Below are 24,282 nucleotides of genomic sequence, written 5' to 3' on the forward strand. Positions count from 1 at the left end.
TTGCTTTAAGCCTAATGATTATAAAGTCAAATAAATTATTATGAGATTAAATACACTTAACAGTAATAAGTTTATGTAAAAACTTTTGTGTCAATAGGAACTCTACAAAGCTGGATGGTTCTTGAATCCTTTGTCTACTAGATACTGCACATAATCCCGAGTATTCACGGTTGCCTTTAGATCATGTAACAAATTATAAAGACCAAAGAACGTACGGTTGATGTACAAAAAGTGCTTGCTACCACGATTACCGTTCATTTTACGCAACTCTTTATCGTTGCTATACTTCTCGCTTAGCGAACTGATCTGATCCCAGAAGGATTCATCTGCAAAATTGAAGGTTTCTTCTTGAAATGGTTTGGTAAACAAACTCAACATCTCATGAAACAACGCAGAGAAATACTTGACTTCCTTCTGGCTATCGTCCTCACGTAAAATCTCTAATTGATAGAGTTTCTGCTCAAAGATTTCAGGATTATTAATACTTGCAGGAACCGCTAGTTCAAAGTACGGCTGATAAAATTCATCTGGAATTTGCTTGATACAACCAAAGTCAATCGCAATCAACTCATTGTTTTCTGAGATCAAGAAATTCCCAGGATGTGGATCTGCATGAACTGCTTTTAGGCCGTGCATCTGGAACATATAAAAATCCCATAACGTCTGTCCCAGTTTGTTGCCAGTTTCTTGAGCAAATTCGGTTAGGGCAAATTCGCTCAAGTGCTGGCCGTTCATCCAGTCCATCGTGATAATGCGTTTACTGGATAGATCTGGGTAGTATTCAGGGAAATGTAAATGAGGTATGTGCGAGCAAGCCTCAGTTATAGCGATGCTTTGCTCAACTTCAAGATTGTAATCGGTTTCTTCTAGGAGCTTGTCTTCAACCTCGGCAAAGTATCTTTTGGAATCTTCACCCTTTAAGTTGAACATCTTGATAGCAATAGGCTTTACCATCGCAAGGTCACTACTTATGGAATCTGCAACACCAGGATACTGAATCTTAACTGCGAGCTCCTTACCGTTTTTAGTAGCTTTATGAACTTGCCCAATGCTCGCGGCATTGATGGAATCCTTAGAAAAAGTATCGTAGATCTCTTCAGGAAAAGCTCCTTGATAGCGCTTGAACGTTTTGCGTACCAGCGGTGCCGATAGTGGTGGCACACTAAACTGAGCCAGGCTAAACTTTTCCACATACGCGCCAGGCAATAAACTCTTATCCATGGACAGCATTTGTGCGACCTTGAGCGCGCTGCCCTTAAGACTCTTCAAGCCGTCATAAATATCGCTGGCATTATTTTCATCCAGCTCACTGCGATCCATGCCTGGATTAACAGCCTTCTTGGAATAATATTTAAGATAATTCCCACCTATTTTCACTCCAGTCTTCACAAGCTCTGTTGTGCGACCTATTTTGCTGGTGGGTATTTTATCTAGTGTTTTCATTGCTTGATTATGAATTCAGATCACTGAATCTTGTGCTGCTGTTGGTTGATGTTATCGCTTTCCTTTCTGCCGACAGGCAGGCGCGAAAGCGAACTTTTCAAAAATCATTTTCAACCTACAGTCAGTAATATTTAAAATTTAGCCGATGGACCTAGGTTTAGGCCATTCGCTCTTTCCACAAAAACTTTCCAAAGTCAAAGACAGCATCCAGTGGTGTGTTATCAAAAACATCAAAAATGGTGTTGACCGACTTCTCGATCGCCATATCTGTTTTCTCAAAACCAGCACTGTCGTCGTCCATCCAGAATTTGAGTAGGAATAACATTTGTACCCATGCACCTTCGCTATATATAGTTTCAGAGCGTTCTAGAAGTATGTTGGTTTTATTCTCGTTACGATCCTGAATCAATTCTTTGGCAAAACCTTTCACGTGCTTGCGCAAACCTTTAAGCTGTTCCATCTTGCTCATCATGTGCTGATTCTCTTGCAATGCAAACAGGACATAACTGCGGTTGAGTGTCAACAATTCAAAGAAAGTATAGAAAAAGGTGAGCATTTTCTCACGGTTGGAAAAGCTGTGGTAATCCTCGCTTTTATGAGCCACATCCATCGTCATGGTAAAGAAGGTATTCCAAATCTCTTTGCGTAAACCTTCAAAACTTCCAAAAAAACCGTAGAAATCAGCTTCAGTCATATTATTATCCTTGGCAAACTTGAAGACACTTTTAGGTGTCTTCTCATGCTCAAGCACATATTCCATATAAGCGGTAATCACATCTTGACGATTGATTTCCTTTTTTGGGGTTGTTTTTTTTGTTGTGGTTTTCTTCACAGTCGCCATAATATCAAATCTTTAGGTAAAGATACAGTCTGTTTAATGTTTCTGTATATTTTATTAAACAAAACTGTGTTAAGATTAAGTCGTTAAAAGTGCGTATAAATTGCAGTGCGCTGTATCGTTTTTAAAACGATTCCATAAAAAAACCGCCTTTCAAACAAGAAAGGCGGTTTTTACAAAATGTGTTTTACCGATTATGGCTTGTTGCTTGCTACTGGATCTTTATCGATCCACGTGTTTACAGATGCAATTTGGTTGTTTTGGTAATCAACCTCAGTCAATTCATCACCGTTCCAGATAAACCATTTACCCGTTTTCTTGCCGTTGTCGAATTCTGCTTGCGCTGTCTTCTGGCCTTCTTTGTTGTAGCTTATCCACTCACCGTGTCGTTTGTTGTTCAGGAAAAAGCCTTGTTGGGCTATGGTTCCATCTTCGTGGAAATAAGTTGCCGCAATCTTGCCATCTTTTAACTGGTCAAATTTGGGCTTAACTTCTTGTGCAAATGTGATCATGCTTAACATCATCACAGATAGGATCAATAAATTCTTCATAGTTATGCCGTTTAATTCATTCAAATTTAAACATAAATATACATTAAATACATTATTAGATAACATTAAATTTACATTACTTATATAAACATCTAACAATCAGTAAATAAACATAAATATTAAATACCATTAAATAGGGCTTTGAACTATTTTGGCAGCTATTCTCTGTAGGTTTAAGCTATAAAATGGGTAGAATCGGCTTATTTTTGCAGGCTTATTACAAGAATTAATTATGTACAGATCACACGATTGTGGCAGCTTGCGCTCCAGCGATATCAATAAGGAAGTTACACTTGCCGGTTGGGTTCAAAAGAGCCGCGATAAAGGATTCATGGTTTGGGTAGATTTAAGAGATCGATACGGCATCACGCAATTGATCTTTGATGAAGAACGTACCAACAAAGCCGTACTCGAACAAGCCCAAAAACTAGGACGCGAGTTTGTGATTCAGGTCAAAGGGACCGTTATTGAACGTGAATCCAAAAACGACAAAATGCCTACTGGCGATGTCGAGATTCTTGTAAAAGAACTTAAAGTATTGAGCGAGTCCAAAACGCCACCTTTTACCATAGAAGATAAAACCGATGGTGGTGAGGAACTGCGTATGAAATACCGTTATCTAGATATACGCCGTAATCCTGTGCGTGAGAATCTGATCTTCCGTTCCAAGGTGGCGATGGAGGTGCGTAATTTCCTTGCAGGTAAGGATTTTGTTGAGGTGGAAACACCAGTGCTGATCAAATCCACTCCAGAAGGTGCCCGTGATTTTGTCGTGCCATCCAGAATGAATGAAGGCCAATTTTATGCCCTTCCACAATCGCCACAAACCTTTAAGCAACTGCTTATGGTAGGTGGATTGGACAAATATTTCCAGATTGTGAAATGTTTTAGAGATGAGGATTTGCGAGCAGATCGCCAGCCAGAGTTTACGCAAATCGACTGCGAGATGTCCTTTGTAGAGCAGGAAGATGTGCTCAATATATTTGAAGAGATGACACGCCACTTGCTTAAAAAAGTGAAAAATGTGGATGTGACAGAATTTCCTCGCATGACCTACCAGCAGGCGATGGAGAAGTACGGTAACGATAAACCAGACATTCGTTTTGGGATGGAGTTTGGTGATATTTCCGCTTTCGCGAAAGCGAGAGACTTCAAAATCTTCAATGAAGCCGAGTTAGTTGTCGCCATCGCAGTTCCTGGCGGTGCATCCATGACCAGAAAGGAAATCGACGGATTGATCGACTGGGTAAAACGCCCGCAGGTAGGAGCTATGGGAATGGTCTATGCCAAATACAACGAAGATGGCACCTTTAAATCCAGCGTAGATAAATTCTATAATCAAGACGACCTAGCCCAATGGGCTGAAGCCACTGGCGCACAACCAGGCGACTTGATATGTGTACTTTCTGGGCCAGCTAACAAAACTAGAGCGCAATTGAGTGCCCTAAGAATGGAAATGGCAGAGCGTCTAGGCCTAAGAAACGCTGATGAATTTGCTCCGTTATGGGTAGTGGATTTCCCGTTGTTAGAATGGGATGAAGAAACCAACCGCTACCACGCGATGCACCATCCATTTACATCGCCCAAACCAGAAGATATCGAGAAACTATCGACAGATCCTGGCAATGTGCGAGCAAATGCCTACGACCTTGTCCTTAATGGTAACGAGATAGGTGGTGGATCTGTCAGGATATTTGATAAAAAACTACAGTCTTTGATGTTTGATCATCTAGGATTCACACCAGAAGAAGCTCGAGCGCAATTTGGCTTTTTGATGGATGCTTTTGAATATGGAGCGCCACCGCATGCAGGATTAGCTTTTGGCTTTGACCGACTGGTGTCCATTCTGGGTGGTCAGGAAACCATACGTGATTTTATCGCGTTCCCTAAAAACAATAATGGCCGCGATGTCATGATTGACGCACCTTCAAAAATTGATGATGAGCAGTTGAAGGAACTCAACTTAAAAGTGACCGTCTAAATAAATCCTGAGCCTAACTTGAACGCCACAAAATTTATTGGAATTCTTCTTCTATGCACGCTAGGCGTGATAGGATTGGGATTTTACTTTGTCAATAATGGCGATCCTGTTTTAGGGAACAAACTTGTAGGCTTTTCTACCTTGTTTATGTTTCTCATATTGATGCCAGCGTTTATTGTAGTGCGATACAAGAACAAGGATTTGTCAAAATTCAACTTCAATAACAAGAGTAAAGAAGAGCAGGAAGAGGAACAAGATGAGGATTGGGATGATAAAAGCAGGTGGAATTAGTTCAACCGTCTTCTAGCCTTAAAAAAATCATCTAAAATTTTAGAACATTCACTGGCTAGAATCCCATGGCTAACTTGTGTTTTAGGGTGTAGTTGCGTTCCCATTTTACGATACCCGCGATGGTCATCACTGGCACCAAAGACGATTCGTGAAATCTGTGACCAGTAAAGTGCACCAGCACACATCTGGCAAGGCTCCAGCGTCACGTAGAGCGTGCAATCTTTTAGATATTTTCCGCCTAGAAAGCTTGAACCAGCGGTGATGGCTTGCATCTCGGCATGAGCCGTGACGTCTGTTAGGGTTTCTGTGAGGTTGTGACCTTTGGCGATGATGCGGTTATCGCTGACGATTACGGCACCCACAGGAATTTCTCCGCGATCCAGTGCAGCTTCTGCCTCTTGCAGGGCTTTCTTCATGAAATAGGCATCGTCAAAAGGTTCTAACATGATATAAAAGTACGTGTAATTACAACTTCCACAGGATTCTCAAATAAGAAATTCAAATTTCAGGTAGGAGTTCGCATTCAGTTTCAATAAGAATTACCTTTGAATCATGGCACAAGACCTACTTTCCCAGATTGATTCACCGGTTGATTTAAGACGCTTTCGCGAAAGCGAACTCCTCATTCTAGCTCAAGAATTGAGAGCGTTTATCATCGCCGCTGTGGCTGCAAAGGAAGGTCATCTGGGCGCTAGTTTAGGCGTTGTCGAGCTTACCATTGCGTTACATTATGTGTTTGATACACCGCAAGATCTGCTGGTTTGGGATGTAGGTCATCAGGCTTATGGGCATAAAATATTGACGGGTCGGCGCGATGTGTTTCACACTAATCGTGAACTAGGTGGTATTTCTGGTTTCCCAAAACGATCTGAAAGTGAGTACGATACCTTTGGTGTAGGCCACAGTTCTACAGCCATTAGCGCTGCGCTAGGAATGGCGATGGCGAGCCAATTAAAAGCCGAATCCCGTAAACACATTGCCGTGGTGGGCGATGCGAGTATTGCCAGCGGTATGGCCTTTGAGGCGCTCAACCATGCCGGTGTGAGCAGTGCCGATTTGCTCGTGATTCTTAATGACAATGCGATAGGGATTGATCCAGCGGTTGGTGCGCTCAAAGATTATTTGACTAAAACCAAAAGCGGTAAAGAAACAGGTCGCGATAACATTTTTGAATCGCTCAATTTTGATTATTCAGGACCCATCGATGGGCACGATCTACCAGCCTTGATCAAGGAATTAGAAAGGCAAAAAACTCTTGATGGGCCGCGACTGTTGCATGTGCGAACCACAAAAGGCAAAGGCCTCAAACAAGCTGAACTCGATCAAGTGCGGTACCACGCTCCTGGAAAGTTTGATAAAATTACCGGCGACATTCCTGCCAAAGATGACAGTAAGTTACCGCCTAAATTTCAAGATGTATTTGGGCATACGCTAGTAGAACTTGCCCAGCAAAATGAAAGGATCGTTGGTATCACTCCTGCCATGCCTACGGGTAGCTCCATGAAAATAATGATGGATGCCTATCCAGATCGTGCTTTTGATGTAGGCATTGCAGAGCAACATGCGGTCACGCTCGCAGCTGGAATGGCAACCCAAGGACTGATTCCTTTTTGTAATATTTATTCCACCTTTTTACAGCGCGCCTACGATCAGGTGATACACGATGTGGCACTGCAAAAGTTGCCGGTCGTTTTCTGTCTGGATCGTGCTGGTCTGGTAGGCCAAGACGGAGCGACGCATCACGGTGCCTTTGATCTTGCCTTTCTTAATTGTATTCCAGATTTGACCATCGCTGCACCTATGGACGCCATTGAGCTGCGCGATATGATGTACACTGCACAATTGGGCTTGGGCTTTCCTATTGCTATACGTTATCCGCGAGGTCGCGGTCATCTTATGGACTGGCAACGACCCTTTTCAAAACTGGAAATAGGCCAGTCTAGATTATTAACTACTGGCAATCGCATTGTGGTTATTAGTATAGGCACGATAGGAGTAATGGTACAGGAGCTGATAGAAACAGAAAAGCTCGAAGTCACGCACGTAGACTTAAGGTTTTTAAAGCCGTTGGATAAGAGTCAGCTGGATGAAGTTTTTGAAAATCATGATCATGTTATCACGATTGAGGATGGCACCATGGTAGGTGGAATGGGTAGTGCTGTTGGAGATTACGCTTTCGCGAAAGCGTACAAAGGATCCATCCATAAACTAGGTTTACCAGATTCTTTTATAGAACAAGGTCCCACAAGCGACCTGCAACAAATAGCAGAAATCGATCGTGGGACCTTGTTGAGCCTTATCAAAAGCCTATAATTATTACTCCTTAACGAATTTGACGGTCTGGTCGATGCCGTTGCCGTGCACCTTCAATAGATACAATCCAGTGCTTAATCCAGAAACGTCAATGCGTTGACGGCTGGAAGACAAGGATTTCTTTTGCTGATACACTTGCTGGCCATTAAGATTGAAAATGGTAACATCTGCGTTGTTGTAGTTCAGTTTAGTAGAAATAAATATCTCTGAGGTGGCTTGAGTTGGAAACACCTTTAACTGATTTTCATCCAAAGGCGCCGTGATGCTGGCAGTATCTGCAGTGAACTTACCGGTAAATAAGCCTCTTCCATGTGTGGTCGCTAGAACGGTATTGTCTGCAGTTCTTAAGTCTAAGTCGTAAACAGGAACATTAGTCATACCGTTGATAGAAGGTGTCCAGGTAGGACTCGCGCTATCAAAATCATTGGTGGAAAAAAGTTAGAAAGACTTATTATTTCAATTTTAATGTACCATAACTAAATTATGTTTTCAAGCAGATTAGAGAAGAGGAAAGCAACAGTTTAAGCCCTCTTTTTAAGAAATTGACTAAAATTTTATTTGGAGCCGATTAATTTATAGTGATTACAAGTTGATCGTTAAATTTTCCCGTTGATGATGTGAAATAATCGGGAAGATTTGGTATCAGTGAGTGATGCTACATAACAGCAAGCCGCTAGTAATCTGTCGTATAGATCTTCTGAAACTAATGCCGATGCGGGCAAAATTTCCAAAATCAATCGATCATAACTGGAGACTTGACTATTCAAATGATTGACACTTGCTGTGATCACGGCGTCAAGGATAGATGTCAATATCTTGTATCCCGCAATTTCCTTTTCCACCACATCTGGATGGCGGTACAGTTGCTCTCTGGTAATGGAAAGTATGTCCTCAATTTGTGGCTTGAACCTGGACAAATCTGTAAGAGATGTAGTGAGACTGCCAGTCAATAAAGCATCTTGCCTCTCCATAAACACATTTACGCAATCCGTTATTAAGCTACCGATGGCGAGAGATCTTAAATATGCGATGCGATCAGCCGTGGTGGTCAGGGCCGTGTAGGTTTCCGTTTTTATGTTGTCACGTACCAGATTGATGAGCAGTTCCAGTGCATGATCTTCGGCAATGTGGCCTAAGTTGATGGCATCCTCAAAATCAATAATGGTGTAACAAATATCATCTGCAGCCTCAACCAGATAGGTCAATGGATGGCGATGAAATGGCTGATTTTCATCTGTGGAATTAAGTCCTAGTTCTAGAGCGACATCGTTAAAATGTTCCACATCTGCCTGGAAAATCCCATATTTCTTTTGAGATATGTGTGTGGTGGGCTTCTTTGGCAAAGACTCTTTCGGGTATTTCACAAAAGCTCCTAAGGTCGCATATGAAAGTCTAAGACCACCTGGAGATCCAGCTACCGTTTTGTTAAGTAGGTGATATCCATTGGCATTTCCTTCAAAATCAAGCAGGTCTTGTTGTTGCTTTCGCGAAAGCGAACTCATTAAAGCATTTCCCTTTTCATTGGCAAAATAACTGCCTATAGCCTTTTCACCACTGTGACCAAAGGGTGGATTTCCTATATCGTGAGCTAGCGCTGCTGCTGCCACAATGGCGCCAAAATCTTGATGCTGATACCCGTTTTCCTGTAATTCTGGATGCTTTTCCAGCAGGTGCTTTCCAGCCATACGACCCAAGGATCGCCCTACTACCGAAACCTCTAAGCTATGCGTCAACCTCGTATGCACAAAACCCGTCTGGCTTAAAGGAATTACCTGCGTTTTATCCTGCAGGCTGCGGAACTGTGAGGAAAAAATAATACGGTCATAATCCACCTCAAATCCCAGTCGCAAATCGTCCTGATCCTTTCTGTGCCTGGGCATGGTATCGCCATGTTTTTTAAGGGAAAGGAGCTGTAGCCAGTTCATATTATTTTTTGTTGCAAGATAAGTACCATGAGGTAAATCAAGAGCATAACATGGCTTAACCGTTTCTTAACAATCCCGATCATAAAGCTAATACTGTAATAACCTATCCAAGTGCATTAAGATTGTTTTTTTGTAACCTCAAAACGAAGCGTAATGAACAGATTGATTTTCATTTTATCTTTTTTTATAACTGTGGTGGCTTCTGCCCAAACAGGTAAGGTAAATGGGTTGCTTACAGACAAAGATTCTCAAACTGCAGATGAACCAGTGTCGTTTGCGTCTGTGGTATTAAAGGGCACTAACTATGGCGCTCAATCAGATATTGATGGTAAGTATACCATCACAGCTCCTGCAGGAACTTACACTCTTGTAGTTTCCTTTGTAGGTATGAAGACAGTGGAGATCCCAGATGTGGTCGTGAGAAACGGATTTACCACAACCGTTGATGTAGCGATGAGTGCAGAGGCTGCATCTCTAGATGCGGTATCCATAACAGTGACGAAATCCCGCGAGAGCGCAGAGGCTTTGCTACAAGAGCAAAAGAAATCAGTAACGATCGTACAGTCTATTGGTGCAGAAGAGCTTTCTCAAAAAGGGGTAAGTGATGCCTCTGGAGCAGTTGCAAAAATATCTGGAGTATCAAAACAGGAAAGCAGCAGCAATGTTTATGTTCGAGGCTTAGGTGACCGCTACCAAAACTCCTCCTTAAATGGTTTATCACTTCCATCAACTGATGTGAATAAAAAAAACATTGATCTTGATATTTTCTCTTCTGATGTTATTGAGAGTATTGATGTGAGTAAGGCATATGACGTCCGTTTCTTTGGAGATTTTTCTGCAGGAAATGTGAATGTAAGATCTAAAAAACATACGGGTAATAGTTTCATCAACATTTCACTGGGAAGTGGTGCAAATACTAATGCCATAGGAGAGGATTTTCTAAGAATGGATGGCGCGAGTTTCTTTGGTTACTACAATAAATATGACAATGATCCATTTGCTGTTTTATTATCCCATGGTCTTGATCCAGTAGATGGATATGCTCCAGTGAACATTGACGCGAGTATTGATGGTGGTCATACCATTAAGTTTAATAACGATATGAGATTGAGTATTTATGGATCTGCAAGTTTTTCTAATGGTTCTTATTTCCAGACTGGTGTAGCGCGCGATTATACAAACGTTCTAAAGGTGGACTTTCCTGCAGTCGAAGAATTTAGTTATACGGCAAGAACTACCGCACAGGCTAACATTGATTTTAGTATTGATAGCTATAATCGATTTAAGTTGGTGAATTTGTTTGTAAACAAATCAGCAAATGAGGTTTCTAATTATGGTATCAATGGTTTAGGTTTTAATCGTGATGCTAACGATAGTGAAGATGGATATTTTGTAAGAAACACACAGTTCAACCAAGACAGAGTTCACGTAACCCAATTATTAGGTGAGCATGAAGTGACAGATAGTTGGACAATCAATTGGGGAGCTGCGTACAACAAAGTTTTTTCTGACGAACCAGACAGACGTAGAAATACGCTTGAGGATTATCAGTTTGCCCTTGATAATGACCCTACAACAAATCCAAATTTATTCTCAAACATTGCCTTTGATAACCAGAGATTTACTCAGGCAGTTCAGGATGACGAATGGACTGGTTTCCTTAACGTAGAGAAAAAATTAAATGATAAAGTCAAGCTTAATCTGCGCTATAGCGGTAAGGTAAAGGAGAGAGATTTTACGTCTTATAGATATGGGTATGAGGTAGAACTTAATGGAAGCGACGTTCCAGTTCTTGACGTCAATAATCTTGATGCGATCTTCAACTTGAATAACCTAAATACAGATGGGAATGGTGTTTATAATACTGTAGTACTCAATCCTATTTCTAATGAAATTGGAAACACGAATGTTCCAGGACTGCCAGAAAATATCTATAACGGTGAGATGAGCTACCAAGGTGTTAGCGCAAATGCAGAAATCAACATAGGTAAATTATTAGTAATCCCAGGATTACGCTTTGAAACGTGGGATCAAAGTATTACTTACGACGTAGTGAATTTACCACCTAATGATCCAGGCTTGAGAAGTGTTTATGAAAACATCTTGTTACCTAGCTTGAACTTGAAATATGCCTTAACTGATGATATCAACTTGAGAGGATCATACAGTCAGACAGCCTCATTACCAGAGTTTAAAGAAGTGGCACCTTTTGTCTATGAAGATGTAACCGTTAGATATGGTGGTAACCCAGACTTACTTGGTGGTAGAGATGGCAGCGGCCCAACTTACTCAACCATTAACAATGTTGACTTAAAGTTTGAATGGTTTTTCAATAAGTCAGAAGTGCTGTCTGTTGGAGGTTTTTACAAACAAATTAACGATCCTGTCAACAGAGTTGTTGCAGCAGATGCTACTGGGACACAGCGTTATTTCAGGACTGGTGATAGTGCAGATGTTGTAGGTGTTGAATTGGAAACTAGAATTGGAGTCATCAAAGATCAAGAGGATGACAATGTATTAGTTGCTGGCCTTAACATGGCTTATACGCATACCACTCAGGATCTTAAAAATATATCAGGAGATAACGTGACTTATACCACGTCCTTTGACCGTGATGAGATTGAACTGCAAGGCGCGTCTCCATTTATATTCAATGCAGACTTGACCTATACTCCAACTTTCAATACCTACAAGCCTACAGCATCACTAGTGGCATCCTATTTTAGTGATCGTATTTCTGCGATTGGTGCTGGTTCATTGGGAGATATAGTAGAAAAATCAGTGACAACTCTTGATTTTGTATGGAGCAGTCCTTTATCTGAAAACTTAAGTCTGAAATTTAGCGCTAAAAACCTACTTAATCCTGACATCGAGTATGTTAGAGAAGAAACCAGTAGTGGTGATATTACCATAAGTAGCTTTAAAGTTGGTGTGAACTTAGGCATGAGTCTTAAATATAAATTCTAAAACAATCAAATAATCAATAAAAACTGAAGCAATGAAACTGAATAAACTTTTAATACTGTTTTTATCTGCTATTGCACTTACTAATTGTACGAGCGATGATACTGCAGATATCGTAATCAACATAAATAATGGCGGTACAGGTACGAGTGGTGCTGTGAATATTAGCGGTGTCTATACCGAGAACTTAACACTTGATGCAAACACAGAATATCTTATCAATGGTCCATTGTTGATGAGTAGAGGTACTACGCTTACAATTCCTGCAGGTACTACACTTAAAGCACAGCCAGTAGGTGTTAATGCGTATATCGCAATACAGCAAGGAGCAAGAATTGATGCTCGCGGTACTCAAAGCAATCCTATCGTATTGACTTCTGCAGCAGCAGATCCTCAATCTGGAGATTGGGGTGGCTTGATCATATTAGGAAATGCACCTATCAATTCGACTGCTGCTGGTTCTACAGACACTGCAACTTCTGAAGTTGGACAACTTTCTTATGGTGGTAATGAAGTAGCAGATAATTCTGGAACTATTTCTTACCTACGTATTGAATATGCGGGTGGAGCAATCGATGGAAATGCAGAATTGAACGGTCTTTCTTTATATGCAGTTGGAAATGGAACAAGTATCGATCACGTCCAGGTTTACTTAGGGTCTGATGATGGTGTCGAATTCTTTGGTGGTACTGTAAATCTTGATTTTGTTTCAGTAGTTGGAGCAGAGGACGATTCTATTGACTGGACAGAAGGTTATAGAGGTAACTTGTCTAACGTTTATGTAGAGCAGCTAGCTAGTGCAGATGGAGACAGTGGATTTGAAATGGATGGATTCAATACAGATTTCTCTCTAGAAGACACTTCTTTACTATCAAGACCAACCGTGAGTAACGTAAGTATTGTTGGTAACAATGACAACAGTAGAGCATTTAGAGTTCGTGCAGGATCTGGCGGGATCTTCACAAATGTCTTAATATCAAACACAGGTAGAGGTGTTGTAGTAGAAGATGACGAGTCTGCCTTTAGAACAAGCGATAACATACCAGACGACTTATTGTTTACTGATGTAGCCTTTACAAACGTGACTACAGAGTATTCTTATGGATTTGAAGCTGGAGTAGGAACCGCAAACCCAGCACCAACTCAAGCTGATGTTATAAAAGGTACCTCTGCAAATGCAACAGGTACAGATTATGCTACTTGGGGTGCAGGTTGGACTAGAAACTAAGTATCAATAAAGACATCCTGCATGTAAATTTAAAGAAAGCTGCCCTCAAACGGGCAGCTTTTTTATTGCGGTAAAGCTGGTATGGAATACGCTTTCGCGAAAGCGAACTAAAACACTCCTATATTTATAACCTTATCATAACGTACAAGTTCCAGCAAAAGACCATTTTTGCGGATTAATATTTCTATAAAAATGGGAGACATTTATATCTACATGCTCATTATTCTTGCCGGTCTGGCGATCACTGACCTTGTCGTTGGTGTTAGTAATGATGCGGTAAACTTCTTGAACAGTGCCATAGGTTCCAAGGCCATAAGCTTCAAGACCATCATGATCATTGCCAGTCTGGGAATCGCGCTGGGCGCGCTATCCAGCAGCGGTATGATGGAAGTGGCACGTAAGGGAATCTTTAATCCAGGTGAGTTCTATTTTGACGAGATCATGATCGTTTTCATGGCTGTGATGATTACAGACGTCCTCTTGTTGGACTTTTTCAATAGTATGGGATTGCCTACATCCACTACGGTTTCTATTGTTTTTGAATTGCTGGGTGCCGCGGTTTGTATGTCGTTACTCAAGATAGGCGAGAGCGAGACAGAGACTTTTCTGGATCTGGGCAAGTATATCGCTAGTGATACGGCCATAGAGATTGTGAGCGGTATACTACTATCGGTGGTTATCGCCTTTACCATAGGTGCGCTGGTGCAGTTTTTATCGCGATTGATGTTGACCTTTAATTATAGCAAAAGACCCGCTTTTCTGGCCGGTATTTTTGGTGGTCTTTCCCTAACCAGCTTGTATTACTTCATCCTTGTCAAAGGACTTAAAGGTGCAGACCTGGGCGCGCTTAATTTTATATTTGATTACACGACAGAGGTTTATACCACTTTAGGTTATGGATTCATATTCTGGTTGGTGTTCAGTTTGATCTATGTGTACGTCTTGAAATGGGATATCTATAAATTGATTATCATTTTGGGAACCTTTGGTCTTGCGATGGCTTTTGCCGGTAATGACCTTGTGAATTTCATTGGTGTGCCTATAGGTGCTTATGATGCTTACAACGTATGGTCTGCAGCAGGTTCACCAGCAGACTTTGCCATGGATGCACTTGCAGGTCAACTGCCTAGCCAGAGATGGTTATTACTACTCGCGGGTGTTGTAATGGTATTGACCTTATGGTTTTCATCCAAAGCTCAAGCGGTAGTGAAAACCTCTGTAGACCTCGCGAGACAAGACAGCGGTACAGAGCGTTTCAAATCTAACGCCTTGTCTAGATACCTTGTACGTTACTCCATTTTAGCGGCCGAAGGCGTTCAACGCATCATGCCTGCAAAAGCAAGTGCCTACATCTCAAAAAGATTTGAGAAGGCACCATCGCTGGGAATTGTTTCAAAAAATGCAGACAAACCGGCCTTTGACTACGTTAGAGCATCCGTGAATCTTATGGTGGCGAGTATACTTATCTCTTTGGCAACATCCTATAAGTTACCATTATCCACGACTTATGTGACCTTTATGGTGGCTATGGGAACCTCGCTGGCAGATAAAGCTTGGGGAACAGAAAGCGCGGTGTACCGTATTGCTGGAGTCCTTAACGTTATAGGTGGTTGGTTCTTTACTGCCTTTAGCGCGTTTACCGCAGCTGCGATATTTGCTTATATCATTTATTGGGGTGGCTTTTATGCTATTATAGGATTGGTCGTTCTTGCCGTGGTCTTGATCACACGCAGTTTTATCATGCACAAGAGATCACAGACACAACAAAAGGTGACTGACGAGCTTCAAAAGGCCGAAAGCAACACCATTCAAGGAATCATTGAGGAAAGCTCTGAAACGGTCGCTACCGTCTTCAAACGCGCCAGAGACATGTATAGCAACACGCTGGAAGGATTGATTACCCAAGATCTGGGTAGTCTTAAATCGGGTCGCAAGGCCACCAAAAAGCTGGCGGTAGAAATTGATGGTTTGCGCAACAATATCTACTTTTTTATCAAAAACCTTGATGAAAAAAGTATAGGTGCAAGTAAATTCTACATCGACGTATTGGGACATTTACAAGACATTTCCCAGTCATTAGAATACATCTCGCGTTCCAGTACAGACCACATCAACAACAATCACAAGAGCCTTAAGTTTACGCAGATCAAGGACTTAAAAGAGATCATTGAGCGCATCCAGAAGATTTTTGACGACTCTAAAAAGATCTTTAAGTCTAAAGAATTTAGCGGTCTTGAGAAGATCATATATGAGAAGCGCGAGTTGCTACAACTGGTCGACAGCAAGATTGAAAAACAGGTCAAGCGCACAAAGAATACTGACGAGTCTCCTAAAAACACCACGTTATACTTCGGTTTGTTGCTCGAGACCAGAGACCTTATGAATGTAACCATTCAGGTGGCAGAGCAGTACTATTCAGAGTACGACGCCAGTAGGTTCGATAACGAGGAAAGCGAGTAAACGCAGTAAGGATTGAATAGGGTTCGCTTTCGCGAAAGCGAACTACTTCAACACCTCTTTGCTACAAACACAGTACCTCACATTGCCGAATTCAGGACAACAAAAAAATCCCAACCATGAACCGGTTGGGATTTACTTTTTAAGCACTTTTAAGTTATGCTGCCGTTTGGGTTGGGATTTCTTCACCTTCTTCAGGTTGATCCCCAAACTTCCTACGGAATCTTAGCTTTGCTCTGTGTACCAAGTAAAGCAATACTGGTATGATGATAAGCGTCAGGAATGTGGCAAATAATAATCCAAAGATTACCGTCCAGGCCAGTGGTCCCCAGAAAATCACGTTGTCACCACCCATGTAAATATTAGGGTCAAACTCACTAAATAGCGAGAAGAAGTCAATATTCAAACCTATGGCCAGTGGTATAAGTCCTAGAACTGTTGTGATTGCAGTAAGCAATACAGGTCGCAAACGGGCCTTTCCAGCTTGAACGATCGCGTTAAATGAATCTTCTTTACTTATAAGGTATTTGTCATCATCGATTCCCAGCTCTTCACGTCTTCTAAGTTTTAGAATGTCCACGTAGTCAATAAGAACCACACTATTGTTTACCACAATACCAGCGAGCGAGATAATTCCCATCATGGTCATCATGATCACAAATGGCCATCCTGTAATCATCAAGCCTAGAAATACTCCAATAAAACTTAGGAAGATGGAGATCATGATAATGGTAGGTTTTGAAATACCGCTAAACTGAAAGATCAGAATGAAGAAAATCAGAGCCAGTCCGCCTAAAAGAGCCGTCATCAAGAAGGCTTGCTGCTTGTTTTGCTCTTCTAGCTGCCCAGTATAGTCGATTTTAATATCATCTGGAAGATTTTCAAAATCCAGCATCTCATTCTGTATCTGTGCCACAGCGGCGCCAGCATCGGTATAACCTGGTTTGAGCGCACTGTACACGGTTACTACACGTTTGTTGTCCTTGTGCTTGATGGCACTAAAGCCACTAACATTCTCTTGTGTAGTCACTGCACTTACAGGCACTTCACGCACCTGACCGCTCGCCATATCTCTAAAGGTAATACGCTGATTGAATAGCGCGCTGCGATCATAGCGGTTCTCGTCATTGAACCTAACATAGATGTCATAGTCCTCACCATCTTTTTTGTAGACACCAGCTTTTTCACCAAAAATAGATCTGCGCAATTGCTGTCCTACTTGTCCAGCGCTAATGCCTAATTCTCCTGCTTTCTCGCGATCTACTTTTACTTGTAAAGCAGGCTTGCTTTTGTTCACATCGATTTTAAGTTCGTCTACCGGTGCGATGTTTTTCTCATTCAAGAATTTCACCATACGGTTAGCCGTTGCGATAAGCTCACCATAATCTTCACCTTGCAGTTCAATATTCACAGGATAACCTGCTGGTGGTCCTGCTTGGTCTTTTTCAACACTTATAGCGATACCAGGAAACTTGCCTTGAACGGCTTCTTGGACCTTTTTACGCAGTACCTCACTGTCTTTTCCATTGCGATATTTGTATTCTCGCATGGAAGCTGTGATTTTCCCTTTGTTAGGCATTTCGGCAGCGCTACCGCCATCGGTTTGTGGATTACCAGCACCTTCACCTACCTGTGAAACAGCGCTTTCTACGAGGAAGTTTTCACCGTCTTCAATGTATTCTGGATCATTAAGAACTTCATAAACGACATCTTCAATCTCTTTGGTAGTCTTATTGGTCTTGGCAATAGAGGTACCTTCAGGATACTCAATATAAACGATGATCTGGTTGGGTTTGTTTTCTGGGAAGAATTCCACTTTTGTTCTACCACTGGCTACAGATACACCAAAGTATAGGAACAACACCGTTACAAACATGACCAACATACCTGCTGTAAGATAGTAGGGCTTCTTACCTCTCAAGGCAAATTTCAAAAAGCGCTCATAGGCATTGTCCAGTCTTTTCAACGTGTTCTTCTGGAATCTTAGAGTCCATCCTTTTACCACGTATTTGTAAAGCCATAAAAGAATAACGGTCACCACCATCACAGATCCAATACCACGTATCGCACCACCAAAAATCATGATGAGTATTCCTATGCCGCCCATGATGGCCGTGATGTATATCAAGTTCGTGAAAGGAATCTTTTTCTCGTCCACACTCATGAACTTGGACACTAACATGGAGTTGAAGAATATGGCCACTATCAGTGAACTACCTAACACAATGGAAAGTGTGATAGGGAAGTACTTCATAAATTCTCCCATGACGCCAGGCCATAAACCGATTGGGACAAAAGCCGCCACGGTAGTCAATGTCGAGATGATGATAGGCACGGCGATTTCACCAATACCAATTTTTGCCGCTTTAATGCGTGACATTCCTTCTTCATCCATCAATCTGTAGACGTTCTCAACGACTACAATACCATTATCCACAAGCATTCCTAGTCCCATAATCATGGCAAAAAGGATCATTGTGTTTAAGGTGTATCCTAAAAAGCTTAGAATAATAAAACTCATAAGCATGGACATAGGGATCGCAAAACCAACAAATAAGGCATTTCTAAAGCCCAAGAAGAACATCAGCACCGTGACCACGAGAATCACCCCAAAAATGATATTGTTTACAAGGTCGTCTACTTGATTGAGCGTGCGGCTGGAACCATCGTTCGTGATGGTGATCTCCACATCATCTGGAATCCTGTCGTTTTCTTGTGATGCGGCAATGATTTCCCGAATGCTTTCTGCAGCTTCAATGGTGTTTTTACCAGACTGCTTTTTCACATCAATCATCACCACTGGATCACCAAATTCCCGTGCGAAGGTTGTTTTATCTTCTTCTTGAAAGCGAACCTCTGCAATGTCAGTAAGGTAAATGGGGCCTTTCTCATTTTTGACCACAAAGTTTTCCAGCTGGTCAGGTCGAGTAATTTCTCCTAAAATACGGATGGTACGTCGCTGACTTTCGGTTTTGATATTACCGGCACTCATGGTAGCATTACCACCAGAAACGGCATTGATTACATTATCAAAGCTCACTTGAGCTGCCGTCATTTTGTAGATATCTACGGCAACCTCAACCTCTAGTTCTTGAGCACCACGTATACTGGCTTCTTTGATCTGGTCCAGACCTTCAATCTCATCCTGCAGGTATTCTGCAAACTCCTTGAGGTCACGTACTGTATAATCACCACGCAAGTTGATGTTCATGATAGGCATTTCTTCACTCAGCTTAAGGTCAAAAATGTTGGGCTCGATCTTGGCATTATTGAAAGTAGGCCAGTCCTCATTAGAGGTCTCTACATCAACTTCATCTTTTACTTTTTGTTTAGCCTCTTCAACGCTTACCTTTTCATCAAACTCTACCGTGATGATGGAGTAATCCTCTTGTGAGGTAGAAAGAATCTCCACCACATTAGAGAGGTTTTTTAATTTGTCCTCTAATGGCTCTGTGATGAGCCGCTCAATATCTTCAGCAGTGTTACCTGGGTAGACGCTGGATATGTAGATTTTCGTTTCTTTTACCTCTGGATAGTCTTCTCTAGGCATGGCAAAATAGCCTTGAATTCCCAGCACGAGAACCAAGCCTATTATGATCCATATCACTGTGGAATTATTGATCGCCCATGAGGAGAGACCAAATTCCTTTTCGCTTTTCTTTCCCATTGTTATGCTTTTATTCTAATTTGTTGATCGTCCTTCACACTACGTGCTCCTTCAACGATAATGACATCGCCTACTTCCAGACCGTTTACGATCTCGATCATGTTGTCGCTTGTTTTACCGGTTTTAATCAGTTTCCTTTTCGCGACAGCGGTATCAAAATCATCTCCAGATTGACGATTTACGGCTACCATCACATATTGCTCACCATCTTGATTTTCACTAATCACGGCAAGAGGAATCAAAATGGCCTCTTTATTGGTGTAGTCGTTGATTTTTAGTTTGGCCGTTAGGTTAGGCTTCACGTTCTTCTTTTCATTCTTTACGGGAACTTCAATAGAAAACGAACGGTTGGCAGGATTGATAAATGAACTGGCCTGACGCACTTTACTGTCCATTTTTTCACCCAAAACCGGGAATTCAATTTGCACATCAGTACCTTCATTGATGGATGCAATGTAGGTTTCTGGCACTTCTACCTCGATGTACATGTTATCTAGGTTGACAAGTCTGAAAAGTTCTGTCATACCAGGAGACACGACATTGCCTTGTTCTGTCATTACATTGTCAATTACTCCAGCAAATGGTGCTTTTACGATAGATTTAGCAAGTTGCTGTTGCATGGAATTAATCGCGTTTTGTTGGGATTCATAGTTAGCTTTTGCCTGTAGATATTGAATTTCAGACCCTATGTTTTGATCCCACAATCTCTTTTGTCTTTCAAATGTCGTTTTAGCGAGTTGCGCCTGGACTTTCATTTGTTCGATCTGTTGAGAGAGACCACCGTCATCAATTTTGGCAAGAGTTTGTCCTTTAGAGACTTTTTGACCTTCAGTCACATAGACGCGCTGCAGTATTCCTGAAGTTTCTGCCTTTACGGTGATGTTTTGTTTAGTATCTACACTACCTTGAAGTTCGATATAGTGGTTGAACAACGTATCCTCAATAGGTTCCACACTCACGAGCGATCCTTCTTTTTTTACACTGTTTTTGTCCAGGTAGGATTCAATGGCTTTGATCTCATCTTCCAGTTCCTTCTTCTGGTTGAGTAATTCTGTTTTCTTTTGGGAGATCGATTCTGTATCACCGTTGGCAATAAGTTCGTCCACACTGGGCTCGCCACTACCACAGGCAACGATTACAGGCAATAACAGCAGGTATAAATATTTAGTTTTCATAATGGAATCAGTCTTGGTCATTGTTGGTTAGATATTCTGGTGTATTGAGTACGGTCTCTAGGGCAGCCTTATTAGTGATGACCTGATACATACTGTTGAGGTACTCGCTTTGTGCTTCATAAAGTTGGGTTTGTGCCTGTCTCAAATCAAAGCTGGTAGCGATACCTTCGGTAAATTTTATTTCGTTCTTGTTTTCAATGCGCTCTGCGAGCTGCAGGTTTTGTTTGCTGGTGAAATAAGTGTCTATCGCCAGTTGATATTCATTGACGGCACGTTCATATTCCAACTCAATTTCTTGTTCTGCACGTACTTGATCTGTCAATGCTTGATCCCATGCAATCTTTGCGCGGTCCACTCGTGCCTTTCTACCAAAAGAAGTAAACACGGGCCAGTTGATGCTCAATCCAGCTATGGACTGTTGGAACCATTGCGTGTTGCTATTAAAGAACACAAAATCATCATCAAATGCTTGCGTCCCATAATTCACAAAGGCAGTGACTTTAGGCAACGCCTTGCTGCGTTCCAGTTTGTATTCCAGTCTGCGTTGTTCAGAAAGGTTTCTAGCAATTTGATAATCCACACTTTGCTCCAGGTTGAGATTCTCATTGGTTAGCGCAGGATCGATGGTTTTTAAGGCAAGACTTTCCAAGTCATCTTTTAGGGTAATGGTTTCCTTAAGATCAATTCCTAAAGCCAGTTGGAGCATATTCATCGCAATTTCAGTTTGTCGACGCGCGCTATTGAGCTGGTTGGTCAACTGTAAATATGTGATTTGTAATTGCTCGACATCTTCTTCTTCAGTAAGTCCGTTCTCGTAAATCTTGCGAGTCTCGTTGAGATTTTTTTCTACCGTCTCAAGATTGCGGGTCACGATATCTACGTTTTCTTGGGATAATAGCACGCCACCATAAGCGTTGATGACACCTTTGCGCACTTCCAGTTTAGTCTTGTTATTGGCATTTTCAGAAAAATCCAGAAACGTTTTTGAGGCTTCTAGCGCCACAATGTAGCTACCGTCAAAGATGATCTGGGAAAGAGTGGCCGTAAGATTAGCACTCTGTCTAGGCGAGAATGCTACGGGAACAAAAGTTCCAGGTTCGCCGCCAGCAATCTCTCCTGGTAGTGGCGTAATGGGTTGTTTCAGCTGATTTTGATAGTCTGCCGTACCAGTGACTTGCGGCAGGCCAGTTGCTGTAGTTTCCCATTTTTGCTTGAGCGCTGCAGCGATATCTCGCTTGGCATTCAAGGCTTGGTAGTTGTTGTTGAGCGCAAAATCGATGGCTTCTTCCAGCGTGAAAGCATAACTCTCCAGACCAGTTGTGGTTTGTTGTGAGTTCGCTTTCGCGAAAGCGAAAAACATCAAAATCAACGTCACATAGGATAATCTGTTCATTTAGTCGTGGTTTGATTGGGTTAGTTGGTTCAATATTTTACGTCCGGTAGGCGTGACGATACCGCGCAGGTGATATTCCAGATATTGATCGTACAGTTTGTCTTGTGGGAACTGATCTACTGGAAAAATGGAAATATCCTTTATTCCTTGAATGCCAATAAAATACATGCGTGCAACAAAGGTCTTGTCAATATTATCGCGGTAAAGTCCCAGGTCGATGCCTCTTTCTACATTGCGATAAATGCAATTATCCATAAAATCGTACATCTGTTTGTTGACCAGCTTGTGTATTTCTGGATAGTACTTTTGAAGCTGATAAATAGAAGAGGTGTTGTCACCTTTGAGTTCCCGCATGACATAGCTCTTGATCTCATAGAGCTCCTCAATGGGGTTGCGGTCCTCACAGGTAGAGATTTTTTCAACACCATTGCATATGTGATGACACATGTGCAGAGAGGTGGCTGCGACCAGTTCGCTCTTGTTTTTATAATGGGTGTAGAGCGTCTTCTTACTCATTCCCATCTTGTTGGCAATCTCGTCCATGGTTACACTTTTGAAACCATGGTTGATGAACATGTCCAGCGACTCTGTTAAAATTAATTCTTTAGTTTCCATAATTGAAGCTGCAAAAGTACACCTAGGAAACTTTAAAAACTAATAAAGTTTCCAAAGTTTTATATTTATTTAACATTGGACTATTTTTCATAGAAGATGTATGTAACCTTGCCTATTTTTGAAACCATGACATCAATGGAAAACTTGCGATCCCAATTTCTAGAATACCTACAGCAAAAGGTAACTTTAACAGAGCCTGCCGGGCTTTACGATCCCGTACATTATATCCTACAACTAGGCGGCAAGCGATTGCGACCATTAATGACGTTGATGAGCGCGCAGATGTATGGTGCGCCTGTCACTAGCGCCATGGATGCCGCCGTAGCGGTTGAGGTTTTTCACAACTTCACCTTGCTGCATGATGATATTATGGATGCTGCAGACTTGCGTCGTGGCCAGGCCACGGTCCATAAAAAATGGGATGTCAATACCGGTATTTTGAGTGGTGATGCGATGATGATCATGGCCTATCAACAGTTTCTATCCTATGAGCCTAAGACCTTCTATGATCTAAACAAACTATTTTCAAAGACAGCACTTGAGGTTTGTGAAGGCCAGCAATATGACGTGGATTTTGAAACTCGGGATGATGTTACTGTTGATGAATATCTATTAATGATCAAGCTCAAGACATCGGTTTTAGTGGGTTGTGCCCTGCAAATGGGAGCGATTATTGCGCAAAAAGATATTGTGGAGCAGGAAAAAATCTACAACTATGGTATCGAGTTGGGAATGGCGTTTCAATTGATGGATGACTATCTGGACGCCTTTGGTGATCCAGAGACTTTTGGAAAGGAAGTAGGCGGCGATATTAGAGAAAACAAGAAGACCTACTTGTACTTAAAATCTATTGACAACAAAGATTTTGCTGCAGAACTTAAAGATCTTTTCGCTCAAGATTACCGCAGCTTGACTGATCAAGAAATTGAAGATAAAAAGGCCCGAGCAAAAGAACTTTTTGTCAATAGTGGTGGCGCTAATCGCACACTGGAAGCGATTGAAGATTACACTCAAAAAGCCCTCAAAACCGTTGAGTCACTCGATATGGAAAAAGAGCACAAAACCATCTTGAAAAAGTTCTCTCAAGATCTTACGTCTAGAATAAGTTAACCATGGAACTGGCGCGCATTCAAGAACAGCTGGAAGCTAAACATCACATTTTTATGGTGTACCGCAATCAGGTGAATAAAGATCTGGAGCGATCTGGTTATGATGCGATTGTAGAGAATAATCCGCAAGAGTTTTTAGGAGCTTTGATCGACTTGTTGAATGAGGCGATTGAAGATCGAGACCCTAAGCTAAAGCAACTCTATTATCTCGCCGATGTCCAAGAAAAAAACCTAGAACATGGAATCGTTCTAGGTTTCTTATCCAGAGAATGGATCAAAATTAAGTATCGATTGAATCAGTAAGGGCTGGCGTACCAGCCCAAACCAATCAT

Annotated in this window: 18 protein-coding genes; 8 read left to right on the forward strand and 10 right to left on the reverse strand. The window is 41.7% G+C overall.

Features of this window, described 5'->3' with window-relative positions; genetic code table 11:
* Positions 1-102: 102 nt before the first annotated feature.
* The 3 genes from BST86_RS13095 to BST86_RS13105 form a co-directional block, all read right to left on the reverse strand.
* Entirely contained in the window at positions 103-1,443 is a 1,341-nt protein-coding gene (locus BST86_RS13095) for an ABC1 kinase family protein (RefSeq protein ID WP_105983636.1), read from the reverse strand.
* A gap of 157 nt (positions 1,444-1,600) precedes the next feature.
* Positions 1,601-2,284 (reverse strand): TetR family transcriptional regulator C-terminal domain-containing protein, encoded by a 684-nt coding sequence (locus BST86_RS13100; RefSeq protein WP_105983637.1) that lies wholly within the window; start codon positions 2,282-2,284, stop codon positions 1,601-1,603.
* A 191-nt stretch (positions 2,285-2,475) separates the two neighbouring features.
* Positions 2,476-2,832, reverse strand: coding sequence for a toxin-antitoxin system YwqK family antitoxin (locus BST86_RS13105; RefSeq protein ID WP_055411679.1), 357 nt, complete (start codon positions 2,830-2,832; stop codon positions 2,476-2,478).
* A 232-nt stretch (positions 2,833-3,064) separates the two neighbouring features.
* Between BST86_RS13105 and aspS the strand changes: the two genes are divergently transcribed.
* Both aspS and BST86_RS13115 read left to right on the forward strand, forming a co-directional pair.
* Positions 3,065-4,813 carry an aspartate--tRNA ligase gene (aspS, locus tag BST86_RS13110; protein ID WP_105983638.1) on the forward strand — a complete coding sequence of 583 codons (1,749 nt, stop codon included), beginning with the start codon at positions 3,065-3,067 and terminating at the stop codon, positions 4,811-4,813.
* An 18-nt stretch (positions 4,814-4,831) separates the two neighbouring features.
* Positions 4,832-5,104 (forward strand): hypothetical protein, encoded by a 273-nt coding sequence (locus BST86_RS13115; RefSeq protein ID WP_105983639.1) that lies wholly within the window; start codon positions 4,832-4,834, stop codon positions 5,102-5,104.
* On the opposite strand, the gene BST86_RS13120 is transcribed toward BST86_RS13115, so the two are convergent.
* Positions 5,101-5,550, reverse strand: a complete 450-nt coding sequence (locus tag BST86_RS13120) for a nucleoside deaminase (protein WP_105983640.1) — start codon at positions 5,548-5,550, stop codon at positions 5,101-5,103. The two genes, BST86_RS13115 and BST86_RS13120, sit on opposite strands and share 4 nt — an antisense overlap.
* Before the next feature lie 106 nt (positions 5,551-5,656).
* On the opposite strand from BST86_RS13120, the gene BST86_RS13125 reads away from it, so the two are divergent.
* Complete coding sequence (locus BST86_RS13125; RefSeq protein ID WP_105983641.1) at positions 5,657-7,417, forward strand: 1-deoxy-D-xylulose-5-phosphate synthase; 1,761 nt, start codon at positions 5,657-5,659, stop codon at positions 7,415-7,417.
* Positions 7,418-7,420: 3 nt separating this feature from the next.
* Here BST86_RS13125 and BST86_RS13130 read toward each other — a convergent pair whose 3' ends face one another.
* Together BST86_RS13130 and dgt are read right to left on the reverse strand one after the other, a co-directional pair.
* Positions 7,421-7,795, reverse strand: a complete 375-nt coding sequence (locus BST86_RS13130) for a T9SS type A sorting domain-containing protein (protein WP_105983642.1) — start codon at positions 7,793-7,795, stop codon at positions 7,421-7,423.
* Positions 7,796-8,013: 218 nt separating this feature from the next.
* Complete coding sequence (gene dgt, locus BST86_RS13135; protein ID WP_105983643.1) at positions 8,014-9,342, reverse strand: dGTP triphosphohydrolase; 1,329 nt, start codon at positions 9,340-9,342, stop codon at positions 8,014-8,016.
* Between the two features lie 153 nt (positions 9,343-9,495).
* Between dgt and BST86_RS13140 the strand changes: the two genes are divergently transcribed.
* The 3 genes from BST86_RS13140 (at position 9,496) to BST86_RS13150 (ending at position 15,994) form a co-directional block, all read left to right on the forward strand.
* Positions 9,496-12,309: a TonB-dependent receptor gene (locus BST86_RS13140; protein ID WP_105983644.1), complete on the forward strand. Its 2,814-nt coding sequence runs from the start codon at positions 9,496-9,498 to the stop codon at positions 12,307-12,309.
* Positions 12,310-12,340: 31 nt separating this feature from the next.
* On the forward strand, positions 12,341-13,534 hold the full coding sequence (locus BST86_RS13145) for a multidrug transporter (protein WP_105983645.1): 1,194 nt from the start codon (positions 12,341-12,343) through the stop codon (positions 13,532-13,534).
* Positions 13,535-13,726: 192 nt separating this feature from the next.
* The gene (locus tag BST86_RS13150) at positions 13,727-15,994 is read left to right on the forward strand and encodes an inorganic phosphate transporter (RefSeq protein ID WP_105983646.1); all 2,268 of its coding nucleotides are present in this window, start codon (positions 13,727-13,729) and stop codon (positions 15,992-15,994) included.
* A 154-nt stretch (positions 15,995-16,148) separates the two neighbouring features.
* On the opposite strand, the gene BST86_RS13155 is transcribed toward BST86_RS13150, so the two are convergent.
* Genes BST86_RS13155 through BST86_RS13170 form a run of 4 tightly spaced genes read right to left on the reverse strand, consistent with a single transcriptional unit; the run spans position 16,149 to position 22,841 of the window.
* Positions 16,149-19,658: an efflux RND transporter permease subunit gene (locus tag BST86_RS13155; RefSeq protein ID WP_105983647.1), complete on the reverse strand. Its 3,510-nt coding sequence runs from the start codon at positions 19,656-19,658 to the stop codon at positions 16,149-16,151.
* 2 nt (positions 19,659-19,660) lie between these two features.
* The gene (locus BST86_RS13160; protein ID WP_105984045.1) at positions 19,661-20,833 is read right to left on the reverse strand and encodes an efflux RND transporter periplasmic adaptor subunit; all 1,173 of its coding nucleotides are present in this window, start codon (positions 20,831-20,833) and stop codon (positions 19,661-19,663) included.
* A 7-nt stretch (positions 20,834-20,840) separates the two neighbouring features.
* Positions 20,841-22,226, reverse strand: coding sequence for a TolC family protein (locus BST86_RS13165; RefSeq protein WP_105983648.1), 1,386 nt, complete (start codon positions 22,224-22,226; stop codon positions 20,841-20,843).
* On the reverse strand, positions 22,227-22,841 hold the full coding sequence (locus BST86_RS13170; protein WP_105983649.1) for a TetR/AcrR family transcriptional regulator: 615 nt from the start codon (positions 22,839-22,841) through the stop codon (positions 22,227-22,229). It lies immediately after the preceding gene.
* 126 nt (positions 22,842-22,967) lie between these two features.
* Here BST86_RS13170 and BST86_RS13175 point away from each other — a divergent pair, with 126 nt between their 5' ends.
* Positions 22,968-23,951, forward strand: coding sequence for a polyprenyl synthetase family protein (locus BST86_RS13175; protein ID WP_105984046.1), 984 nt, complete (start codon positions 22,968-22,970; stop codon positions 23,949-23,951).
* 2 nt (positions 23,952-23,953) lie between these two features.
* Positions 23,954-24,253 carry a hypothetical protein gene (locus BST86_RS13180; RefSeq protein WP_105983650.1) on the forward strand — a complete coding sequence of 100 codons (300 nt, stop codon included), beginning with the start codon at positions 23,954-23,956 and terminating at the stop codon, positions 24,251-24,253.
* Positions 24,254-24,282: the final 29 nt, after the last annotated feature.

Origin of the sequence: Nonlabens agnitus, assembly GCF_002994045.1 — a bacterium.
Classification (GTDB): Bacteria; Bacteroidota; Bacteroidia; order Flavobacteriales; family Flavobacteriaceae; genus Nonlabens; species Nonlabens agnitus.

What these genes read in the sequence shown, in the direction of transcription:
- BST86_RS13095 (WP_105983636.1), bottom strand. Translation starts at nt 1,443, where the DNA reads ATGAAAACACTAGATAAAATACCCACCAGCAAAATAGGTCGCACAACA.
- BST86_RS13100 (WP_105983637.1), bottom strand. Translation starts at nt 2,284, where the DNA reads ATGGCGACTGTGAAGAAAACCACAACAAAAAAAACAACCCCAAAAAAG.
- BST86_RS13105 (WP_055411679.1), bottom strand. Translation starts at nt 2,832, where the DNA reads ATGAAGAATTTATTGATCCTATCTGTGATGATGTTAAGCATGATCACA.
- aspS (WP_105983638.1), top strand. Translation starts at nt 3,065, where the DNA reads ATGTACAGATCACACGATTGTGGCAGCTTGCGCTCCAGCGATATCAAT.
- BST86_RS13120 (WP_105983640.1), bottom strand. Translation starts at nt 5,550, where the DNA reads ATGTTAGAACCTTTTGACGATGCCTATTTCATGAAGAAAGCCCTGCAA.
- BST86_RS13125 (WP_105983641.1), top strand. Translation starts at nt 5,657, where the DNA reads ATGGCACAAGACCTACTTTCCCAGATTGATTCACCGGTTGATTTAAGA.
- BST86_RS13130 (WP_105983642.1), bottom strand. Translation starts at nt 7,795, where the DNA reads ATGACTAATGTTCCTGTTTACGACTTAGACTTAAGAACTGCAGACAAT.
- dgt (WP_105983643.1), bottom strand. Translation starts at nt 9,342, where the DNA reads ATGAACTGGCTACAGCTCCTTTCCCTTAAAAAACATGGCGATACCATG.
- BST86_RS13140 (WP_105983644.1), top strand. Translation starts at nt 9,496, where the DNA reads ATGAACAGATTGATTTTCATTTTATCTTTTTTTATAACTGTGGTGGCT.
- BST86_RS13145 (WP_105983645.1), top strand. Translation starts at nt 12,341, where the DNA reads ATGAAACTGAATAAACTTTTAATACTGTTTTTATCTGCTATTGCACTT.
- BST86_RS13150 (WP_105983646.1), top strand. Translation starts at nt 13,727, where the DNA reads ATGGGAGACATTTATATCTACATGCTCATTATTCTTGCCGGTCTGGCG.
- BST86_RS13155 (WP_105983647.1), bottom strand. Translation starts at nt 19,658, where the DNA reads ATGGGAAAGAAAAGCGAAAAGGAATTTGGTCTCTCCTCATGGGCGATC.
- BST86_RS13160 (WP_105984045.1), bottom strand. Translation starts at nt 20,833, where the DNA reads ATGAAAACTAAATATTTATACCTGCTGTTATTGCCTGTAATCGTTGCC.
- BST86_RS13165 (WP_105983648.1), bottom strand. Translation starts at nt 22,226, where the DNA reads ATGAACAGATTATCCTATGTGACGTTGATTTTGATGTTTTTCGCTTTC.
- BST86_RS13170 (WP_105983649.1), bottom strand. Translation starts at nt 22,841, where the DNA reads ATGGAAACTAAAGAATTAATTTTAACAGAGTCGCTGGACATGTTCATC.
- BST86_RS13175 (WP_105984046.1), top strand. Translation starts at nt 22,968, where the DNA reads ATGACATCAATGGAAAACTTGCGATCCCAATTTCTAGAATACCTACAG.
- BST86_RS13180 (WP_105983650.1), top strand. Translation starts at nt 23,954, where the DNA reads ATGGAACTGGCGCGCATTCAAGAACAGCTGGAAGCTAAACATCACATT.